Consider the following 9,091-nt stretch of genomic DNA (forward strand, 5'->3'; position numbering starts at 1 on the left):
CAGGCGGGGAGGGGGCGTCAGCCGGCGCGGAGGGCCATGGTCATGGCCTCGACCGCCAGCAGCGGGGCGACGTTCCGGTCGAGGGCGTCCCGGCAGGCGAAGACAGCCTCGATCCGGCGCAGTGTCTGCTCGGGGGCGGAGTCGCGGGCGGTCCGCTCCAGGGCGTCGCGCATGTCCTCGTTGGCCGGACCGCCGCGCGCGCCGAGCTGTAGGGCGAGCACATCGCGGTAGAAGCCGGTCAGGTCGCTCAGCGCCAGGTCGAGGCTGTCGCGCTGGGTACGGGTCTTGCGGCGCTTCTGGTCCGCCTCCAGGTCCTTCATCACGCCGGCCGTGCCCCGCGGCATCCGGCCGCCCTGGGCCGCGCCGAGCGCCGCCTTCAGCTCCTCGGTCTCCTTGGCGTCGATCTCCTCCGACGCCTGCCGGGCGTCCTCGGCGGCCGCGTCGACCAGCTCCTGGGCCGCCCTGAGCGCCGCCCCGACGTCCGCGACCCGCAGCGGCAGCTTCAGCACGGTCGCCCGGCGGGCGCGCGCCCGCTCGTCGGTGGCGAGCTTGCGGGCCCGGCCGATGTGCCCCTGGGTGGCCCGGGCCGCCGCGTACGCCGCCTCGGGCTCGACGCCGTCCCTTCGCACCAGCATGTCGGCGACCGCGTCCACGGGCGGAGTGCGCAGGGTGAGCGCGCGGCAGCGGGAGCGGATGGTGGGCAGCACGTCCTCGATGGACGGGGCGCAGAGCAGCCAGACGGTGCGGGACGCCGGCTCCTCGACCGCCTTGAGCACCGCGTTGGCCGACTTCTCGTTCAGCCGGTCGGCGTCCTGGACGAGGATGACCTGCCACCGGCCGTTGGCGGGCGAGGTGTAGGACATGCGGACGGTGTCCCGCATGTTCTCGACCAGGATCTGGGAGCCGATGGCCGCGATGGTGGTGACGTCGGCGTGGGTGCCGATCATCGCCGTGTGGCAGCCCTCGCAGAAGCCGCAGCCCGGCTCGCCGCCCAGCGCCCGGTCGGGGCTGACGCACTGGAGCGCGGCGGCGAACGCCCGGGCCGCGGTGGTCCGCCCCGCTCCGGGCGGGCCGGTGAACAGCCAGGCGTGCGTCATCTTGGACGCCTCGGGCGGCTCGGCGCCCTGGGCCTCCGCGGTGACGAGCGCGTCGGCGTCGCGCGCGGCAGCGCCGAGCTGGGCCCGGACATGGTCCTGGCCGATCAGGTCGTCCCAGACGGACACGGTCACCGCCTCGCGGAATGGTGGGGGATGTCGGCCTCCATTGTGCGGGAGGGGACTGACAGGGGGTGCACGGCGGACGGCCGGTGGACGGCGTGCGGCGTGGCGGCCGGCGCCGGACGGAGGCATCCGGGGCCCGGACGGTCGCGGCCGGCGGGGCATCCGGCTTCTGCCGGCCGGTGCCCGACGAAGGCAGCCGGCGGCCGGTGTCCTCGACGAAGGGCTGCCGGTGTCCGGCGGGGGCTGGGCGCCCCCCGCCGGGTGCCGGTCAGCGGCCGCGGCCTCCTCGGCCGCCCCGGCCCCGGCGACCGTCGCCGCCGTTGCCCGTCCCGCTCTCGTCCTCGTCGGCGTGCGGACCGAGGAGTTCGTCCGCGAGCGTGGGGAGGTCGTCCAGCGGGGTCTCCTCAGCCCAGTCGGAGCGGCGGCGCGGTCGGCCCTGCTCGTCGAGCTGGGGCAGCTCACGCGTCCGCTCGTTGCCGCCGGAGGAGACGGAGGGGCTGGAGGAGACGGAGGAACTGGAGGAGACGGAGGAGCTGGAGGAGCTGGAGGCGGAGGGGCCGGTGTTGCCGGAGGAGCCGGTGTTGCCGGAGGTGCCGGTGTTGCCGGACGGGCAGGAGGTGCCACTGGGGTCGCTGCTCGGGCCGGGTCCGCCGGACGTGCCGCGCCGGCCCTTGCGGCTGCCGGAGTCGCGTACCCCGCCGGGCCGGCCGCCAGCGCCCGAGCCGCCATCGTCCGGGCCGCCGTCACCCCGGCCGATGCCGGGATGGCCGGCGCCGGGACGGCCGATGCCGGGACGGCCGGTGTCGGCGCGGCCGGTGTCGGCGCGGCCGGTGTCAGCGCGGTCGGCGCGGTCGGCGCGGTCGGTGTCGTGCGGCTCCTTGCGGAAGAAGTCCTGGGGGACGCGGTCCGCCGGGCTGTCCTGGCGTACCGGCGGGAGCACGGCGGTCTCGTCCGCCGCCCGGTCGTCCGGGCCGCGCTCGCCGGTCCGCTCGTCGCGCACCCGCGGCAGCTTGGCCGTCTCGTCCGCGGCGCCGGGGCGGGGCTCGTCCTCCCGGATGGGGCGCAGGACCGCGGTCTCGTCCAGGGCCCCGGGGGCCGGCTCGTCCTCGCGTACCGGGCGCAGGACCGCGGTGTCGTCGGACGGACGGGGGGCCGGCTCGTCCTTGCGGAGGCTGTGGCGCGGGACCGGGACCTCCTGGGTGACGTCGTTCGGGCGGACGACGGGCGTGGGCACGGTCGTCTCCGATGCCGACGGCCCGGCGGAGGGACCCTCGGCCGGCCGACGGGCCTCCTCGGCCTCCGCCTCGGCGACGCGACGGGCCTCCGCGGCCTCCTCCTCGGCCAGCCGGCGAGCCTCAGCGGCCTCCTGCTCCGCCTGGCGGCGGACGTCGGCCTCAGCCTCGGCCTGCCGACGAGCCTCCTCGGCCCGGCGGCGAGCGTCGGCCTCCGCCTGGCGGCGGGCCTCCGCCTCGGCCTCGCGGCGGGCCTCCTCGGCGCGGAGCAGCGCCTCCTCGGCCTTGCGCTGCTTCTCCAGGCGGCGCTCCTCGGCCTCGGCGCGCAGGCGCTCCTCCTCGGCCTTGCGGGCGCGCAGCCGCTCCTGCTCCTCCAGCCTGGCCTTCTCCTCGGCCTCCAGCCTGCGGCGCTCCTCCTCGGCCTGCCGGGCGGCCTCCTCGGCCTTGCGGCGGGCCTCCTCCTCGGCGCGCAGCCGGGCCTCTTCCTCCTCCTGGCGCTTGCGCTCGGCCTCCAGGCGGCGGGCCTCTTCCTCCTCGCGGCGCTTGCGCTCCTCCTCCTCGGCGCGCAGCTTGGCGAGCTGGGCCTGGCGCTCGCGCTCCAGCCGCTCCTCCTCGGCCTTGCGGGCGGCCTCCTCCTCGGCCTTGCGGCGGGCCTCCTCCTCCGCGCGGCGCCGGGCCTCCTCGATGGCCTGCTTCTCGGCCTCGGACAGCGGGAGCATCCGGTCCAGCCGCTGACGTACGGAGCCGGTGACGGCCTCCGGCCGGCGGCCGGCGTCGACGACCAGGTACCGGCCGGGGTCGGCGGCGGCGAGGGTGAGGAAACCGGCACGGACCCGGCGGTGGAACTCGGCCGGCTCCGACTCCAGCCGGTCCGGCGCCTCGGTGAACCGCTCCCGGGCAGTCTCCGGGTCGACGTCCAGCAGGACGGTGAGGTCCGGCACGAGCCCGCCGGTGGCCCAGCGCGAGATGCGGGCGATCTCGGTCGGGGAGAGGTCGCGGCCGGCGCCCTGGTAGGCGACGGAGGAGTCGATGTACCGGTCGGTGATGACCACCGCGCCCCGCTCCAGCGCCGGGCGGACCAGCGAGTCCACGTGTTCGGCGCGGTCGGCCGCGTACAGCAGTGCCTCGGCGCGGTGCGAGAGGCCGGCCGAGGAGACGTCCAGCAGGATCGAGCGGAGCCGCTTGCCGATGGGCGTGGCGCCCGGCTCGCGGGTGACGACCACTTCGTGGCCCTTGCCGCGGATCCACTCCGCCAGCGCCTCGACCTGCGTGGACTTGCCGGCCCCGTCGCCGCCCTCCAGGGCGATGAAGAAGCCGGTCTCGGACGGGGCCTGCACCGGGTCGGCTCCGCGCAGCGCGTCCCGCAGGTCGTGCCGCAGCGGTACGCCGGAACGGTCGTCGGTCTTGGCGAGCAGCAGCGCGGCCACCGGCAGCAGCAGCGCGCCGACCAGCATGAGGGTGAACGCCGCGCCGCCGTGCGCGAAGACGAAGTCGCCGTTGGCCAGCTTGTGCGGCCCGATCGCGGCAGCGAGCAGCGGCGCGGCGATCGCACCGAGTGCGACGGCGACCCGGACGACGGCCTGGAGGTGCTCGGTCAGCCGCGGCCGGCGGGCGTCCTCGGCCTCCTGGTCCAGCAGGGCGTGCCCGGTGCCCGCGGCCACGCCGGCCGCGAAGCCGGCGGCCAGCGCCAGGAACAGCACCGTCGCCAGGTCCGGCACCAGTCCCATGGCGAGCAGCGCCACTCCGGTGACGGCGATCGCGAGGACCAGCAGCCGGCGCCGGGAGAGCCCCGGGACGGTCTTCGGGGCGCGGCGGATACCGAGGCCGGCGCCACCGGTCAGGGCGAGCACCAGCAGGGCGTACGAGACGGGTCCGCCGCCGAGGTCGCCGCCGTGCAGTGCGGCGACGCTCGCGGCGGAGGCGATGGCTCCGGCGACCGCGCCGCAGGCCAGGACGAGCAGTGGTATGGCGCCGGTGCGCCCCTTGCCGCCGGTCCCGCCGGCGGACGGCCGGCGCAGCCCTTCCAGCGGGGAGTGCGGGCGGGGCGTCGGGGTGGCGGGGACGGTGAGGAAGTACAGGACGGAGACGGAGGCCGCGAAGAGGCCCGCCGCCAGGTAGGAGCCGAGGGCCGCCTGGTGGGTGGTGAACCAGTCGACGCCGGCGCCCAGCAGGTTGCCGATCAGGGTGGCGACGAGCAGGGCGAGGGCCGCGCCGGGCACGGCGGCGAAGCCGGTGCGCAGGGACAGCCGGCGCAGCGCGTCCAGGTGGTCCGGCAGCGGGCGCACCGCGGCGCCCTCCAGCGGCGGGCCGGGCAGCAGCGCGGGCGCGGCGCTCTCCTTGGCGACGGTCCACACCCGCTCGGCGGCGCCGGCGAGGAAGACGGTGGCGAGGAGATAGATCATCGCGGTGCCGCCACCGGTCCAGTCGGTCCACAGCGGCGCGACGATCAGCAGGGCGACCCGCAGCCCGTCCGCGCCGACCATGGTCCAGCGCCGGTCCAGGGGGCCGCCGGGGGCGGTGAACGTGGTCAGCGGCCCGAGCAGCACCGCGCCGAACAGCACGGTGGCGATCACCCGGACCCCGAAGACCGCGGCCACGGCGAAGGCCGCGCCGCGGTAGCCGCCGCCGAACGTCTCGGCGGTGGTGGCCGCCTGGAGCGCCAGCAGGACCAGCACCAGCATGGCGAGGGCGTCGCCGATGCCGCCGACGAGCTGGGCGCTCCACAACCGCCGGACCGGCGGGGTGCGCAACAGGGCGCGGACGGCACGCTCGCGGGAGTCCGCGGCAAGTGCGGCGTCGGAGTCTGAGGGTTGGCTCAAGACCGTTGGCTGCTCGGCTCGCGTCATCCCATCAGCCTATCCGGGACGGCTGACACCCAGTCCTCCCGGTTCAGCGCCCTTCCGGGCGGCGGTCCCGGGGCGGATGCGGCGGCATGCGGTAAGGGACGCGGCACACGCGAGGAGACGTCGGCACGGGCCGCGCGAGCGGCGGTACGCGGAAGGGAGCGCGGAAAAGATCAGGGGACGTCGGCACGGGGCGCGCGGGCGGCGGTACGCGGAAGGGGGCGGCCGCGGTCATCCGCAGCCGCCCCCCTTCCCGCACGGACGTGATCGCGTCCGCAGGGGTCACGCCGCCGTCACTCCTCCGCGGCCGACGTCTTCTTCGCGGCCGCGGCGGTCTTCTTCGCCGCGGTGGTCTTCTTCGCCGCGGCGCTCTTGGTGGTCGCCTTCTTGGCGGCGGTCTTCTTCGCGCCGGCCGCCGCGGTCGCCGTCTTCTTGGCGGGGGCCTTCTTCGCCGCCTTCTTGGCGGTCTTCTTCGCCGGGCCCTTGGCTCGCTTCTCGGCCAGCAGCTCGAAGCCGCGCTCGGGGGTGATGGTCTCCACGCTGTCGCCGGTCCGCAGGGTGGCGTTGGTCTCGCCGTCCGTGACGTACGGGCCGAAGCGGCCGTCCTTGACCACCACCGGCTTCTCGCTGACCGGGTCGTTGCCCAGCTCCTTCAGCGGCGGCTTGGCGGCGGCCCGGCCGCGCTGCTTGGGCTGGGCGTAGATCGCCAGTGCCTCGTCCAGCGTGATGGTGAAGAGCTGGCTCTCCTCGGTCAGCGACCGGGAGTCGGTGCCCTTCTTCAGGTACGGGCCGTAGCGGCCGTTCTGCGCGGTGATCTCCACGCCCTCGGCGTCCGCGCCGACCACCCGCGGCAGCGACATCAGCCGCAGCGCGTCGTCCAGCGTCACCGTGTCCAGGGACATCGTCTTGAAGAGCGAGGCGGTCCGCGGCTTGACCGCGTTCTTGCCGGTCTTCGGGGTGCCCTCGGGGAGGATCTCCGTGACGTACGGGCCGTAGCGGCCGTCCTTGGCGACGATCTGGTGGCCGGTCACCGGGTCCGCGCCCAGCTCGAAGTCGCCGCTGGGCTTGGCCAGCAGCTCCTCCGCGTAGGCGGTGGTCAGCTCGTCGGGCGCCAGGTCGTCCGGGACGTCGGCGCGCTGGTGGCCCTCGGAGTCCTTCTCGCCGCGCTCGACGTAAGGCCCGTAGCGGCCGACCCGCAGCATGATCCCGTCCCCGACCGGGAACGAAGAGATCTCCCGGGCGTCGATCGCGCCCAGGTCGGTGACGAGTTCCTTCAGCCCGCCCAGGTGGTCGCCGTCGCCGTTGCCCGCGTCGGCGGCCGCGGCCCCGGCGACCGTCCCGGCGCCCTCGCCGAAGTAGAACCGCTTCAGCCACGGCACGGCCTGCGCCTCGCCGCGTGCGATGCGGTCCAGGTCGTCTTCCATCTTGGCCGTGAAGTCGTAGTCGACGAGCCGGCCGAAGTGCTTCTCCAGCAGGTTGACCACGGCGAAGGACAGGAAGGAGGGCACGAGCGCGGTGCCCTTCTTGAAGACGTAGCCGCGCTCCAGGATGGTGCCGAGGATGGAGGCGTACGTCGACGGGCGGCCGATCTCGCGCTCCTCCAGCTCCTTGACCAGCGAGGCCTCGGTGTAGCGGGCCGGCGGCTTGGTGGCGTGGCCGTCCACGGTGATCTGCTCGGCGGACAGCGGGTCGCCCTCGGCGACCTGCGGCAGGCGCCGCTCGCGGTCGTCCAGCTCGGCGTTCGGGTCGTCGGCACCCTCGACGTACGCCTTCATGAAGCCGTGGAAGGTGATCGTCTTGCCGGACGCGGTGAACTCGGCGTCCCGGCCGTCGGCGGCCCGGCCGCCGATCCGCACGGTGACGGAGTTGCCGACCGCGTCCTTCATCTGGGAGGCGACGGTCCGCTTCCAGATCAGCTCGTAGAGACGGAACTGGTCGCCGGTCAGCCCGGTCTGGGCGGGGGTGCGGAAGCGGTCGCCGGACGGGCGGATCGCCTCGTGCGCCTCCTGCGCGTTCTTGACCTTGCCGGCGTAGACGCGCGGCGCGGAGGGCAGGTAGTCGGCCCCGTAGAGCTGGGTGACCTGCGCGCGGGCGGCGGCGACCGCGGTGTCGGACAGCACGGTGGAGTCCGTACGCATATAGGTGATGAAGCCGTTCTCGTACAGCTTCTGCGCGACCTGCATCGTCGCCTTCGCCCCGAAGCCGAGCTTGCGGCTCGCCTCCTGCTGGAGCGTGGTGGTGCGGAACGGCGCGTACGGGGAGCGGCGGTACGGCTTGGACTCGACCGACCGGACGGAGAAGGAGGTCTCCGCGAGGGCGGCGGCGAGCGCGCGGGCGTTCGCCTCGTCCAGGTGCAGCACCTGGTCGGACTTGAGCCGGCCGTCGGAGCCGAAGTCGCGGCCCTGGGCGATGCGCCGGCCGTCGACGGAGGCGAGGCGGGCGGTGAGGGACGCCGGGTCGGACGGGTCGCCGGCGCGACCGGTGCCGAAGACGCCGGTCAGGTCCCAGTACTCGGCGGAACGGAACGCGATGCGCTCGCGCTCCCGCTCGACCACCAGCCGGGTGGCGACGGACTGGACACGGCCGGCGGACAGCCGGGGCATGACCTTCTTCCACAGGACCGGTGAGACCTCGTAGCCGTAGAGGCGGTCGAGGATCCGGCGGGTCTCCTGGGCGTCGACCATCCGCTTGTTCAGCTCGCGCGGGTTGGCGACGGCGGCCTGGATGGCGTCCTTGGTGATCTCGTGGAAGACCATCCGGTGGACCGGGACCTTCGGCTTGAGGACCTCCAGCAGGTGCCAGGCGATCGCCTCGCCCTCGCGGTCCTCATCGGTGGCGAGGAAGAGCTCGTCGGACTCGGCGAGCTGCTCCTTGAGCTTCCTGACCTGGGCCTTCTTGTCGGAGTTGACGACGTACACCGGCTGGAAGTCGTGTTCGACGTCCACCCCCAGCCGCCGGACCTCCCCCGTGTACTTCTCCGGCACCTCGGCGGCGCCGTTCGGAAGGTCGCGGATGTGTCCGACGCTCGCTTCGACGACGTATCCGGGCCCGAGGTAGCCCTTGATCGTCTTCGCCTTGGCAGGCGACTCGACGATGACGAGTCGGCGGCCGCCGTTCGCGGTCTCGCTGGTCGGGGACAACTTCGCTCTTCTCTCCGGTCGACACTTCGTGACACTTCGTGGCACGTCTCGTGGCAGGTGCGGCGCGTCGCGGTGCGGTCACACCGGTCGCTCGCACCCGTCCCGCCACGGCACTGCTGGACGCACGGCTGTGGCGTTGTGCGGTGACGCTGCCCGGGTACGGCTCCGTGCCGTGCCGCGGGCACTGCCGGCGCACGGTGGTCAGGTTGTACGCCGGCACTGCCGCCGACGCGCCCCGCGGCGACCCGTCAACGGCTCCGTCGCTCGCGTCCCGCGCTCGCTCCGTCGCCTGCTTCCCGGCTGCCGCCGCACGCTTCGGCTGCTGTCGCTGCGGAGTGTGACGGTACAACCCGCCCCCGTGTCAAACGGCGAAAGCCCGCAACGGCCACTCGAACGGTAACCCGACTCCGGGCATTCCTGCCGCCCGGACTCCCCTCAACGTCCGGAGCGGACGGTTCCGGACACCGCCGGCGCGGCGGTCGGGTAGTGTCCCCGGCCACCCGGTACGGGGCGGAGCCCGGGGCGGGAAGCGGGCGGGCGCGGGAGGGGCTGTCTCCTATACACATCTCCGAGCCCACGAGACGAAGAGGAAGCTCGTATCCCGCACTCTGCCTGACAAAAGAAACAGACAATACAGCTATGTCGTCAGTTAGCAC

Annotated in this window: 3 protein-coding genes; all 3 read right to left on the bottom strand. The window is 74.6% G+C overall.

All coding sequences use genetic code 11. The features are described 5' to 3' along the window. Nucleotides 1–17 precede the first annotated feature (17 nt). The gene (locus tag C6N75_RS02025) at nucleotides 18–1,223 is read right to left on the bottom strand and encodes a DNA polymerase III subunit delta' (protein ID WP_105867099.1); all 1,206 of its coding nucleotides are present in this window, start codon (nucleotides 1,221–1,223) and stop codon (nucleotides 18–20) included. Nucleotides 1,224–1,488: 265 nt separating this feature from the next. Next, a complete protein-coding gene (gene tmk / locus C6N75_RS02035; protein WP_181160289.1) occupies nucleotides 1,489–5,298 on the bottom strand; it encodes a dTMP kinase in 3,810 nt (1,269 codons plus the stop codon). Between the two features lie 290 nt (nucleotides 5,299–5,588). Then, nucleotides 5,589–8,435: a type I DNA topoisomerase gene (topA, locus tag C6N75_RS02040; RefSeq protein ID WP_105867098.1), complete on the bottom strand. Its 2,847-nt coding sequence runs from the start codon at nucleotides 8,433–8,435 to the stop codon at nucleotides 5,589–5,591. Nucleotides 8,436–9,091: the final 656 nt, after the last annotated feature.

The sequence above is a fragment of the Streptomyces solincola genome, from assembly GCF_002982015.1.
Classification (GTDB): domain Bacteria; phylum Actinomycetota; class Actinomycetes; order Streptomycetales; family Streptomycetaceae; genus Streptomyces; species Streptomyces solincola.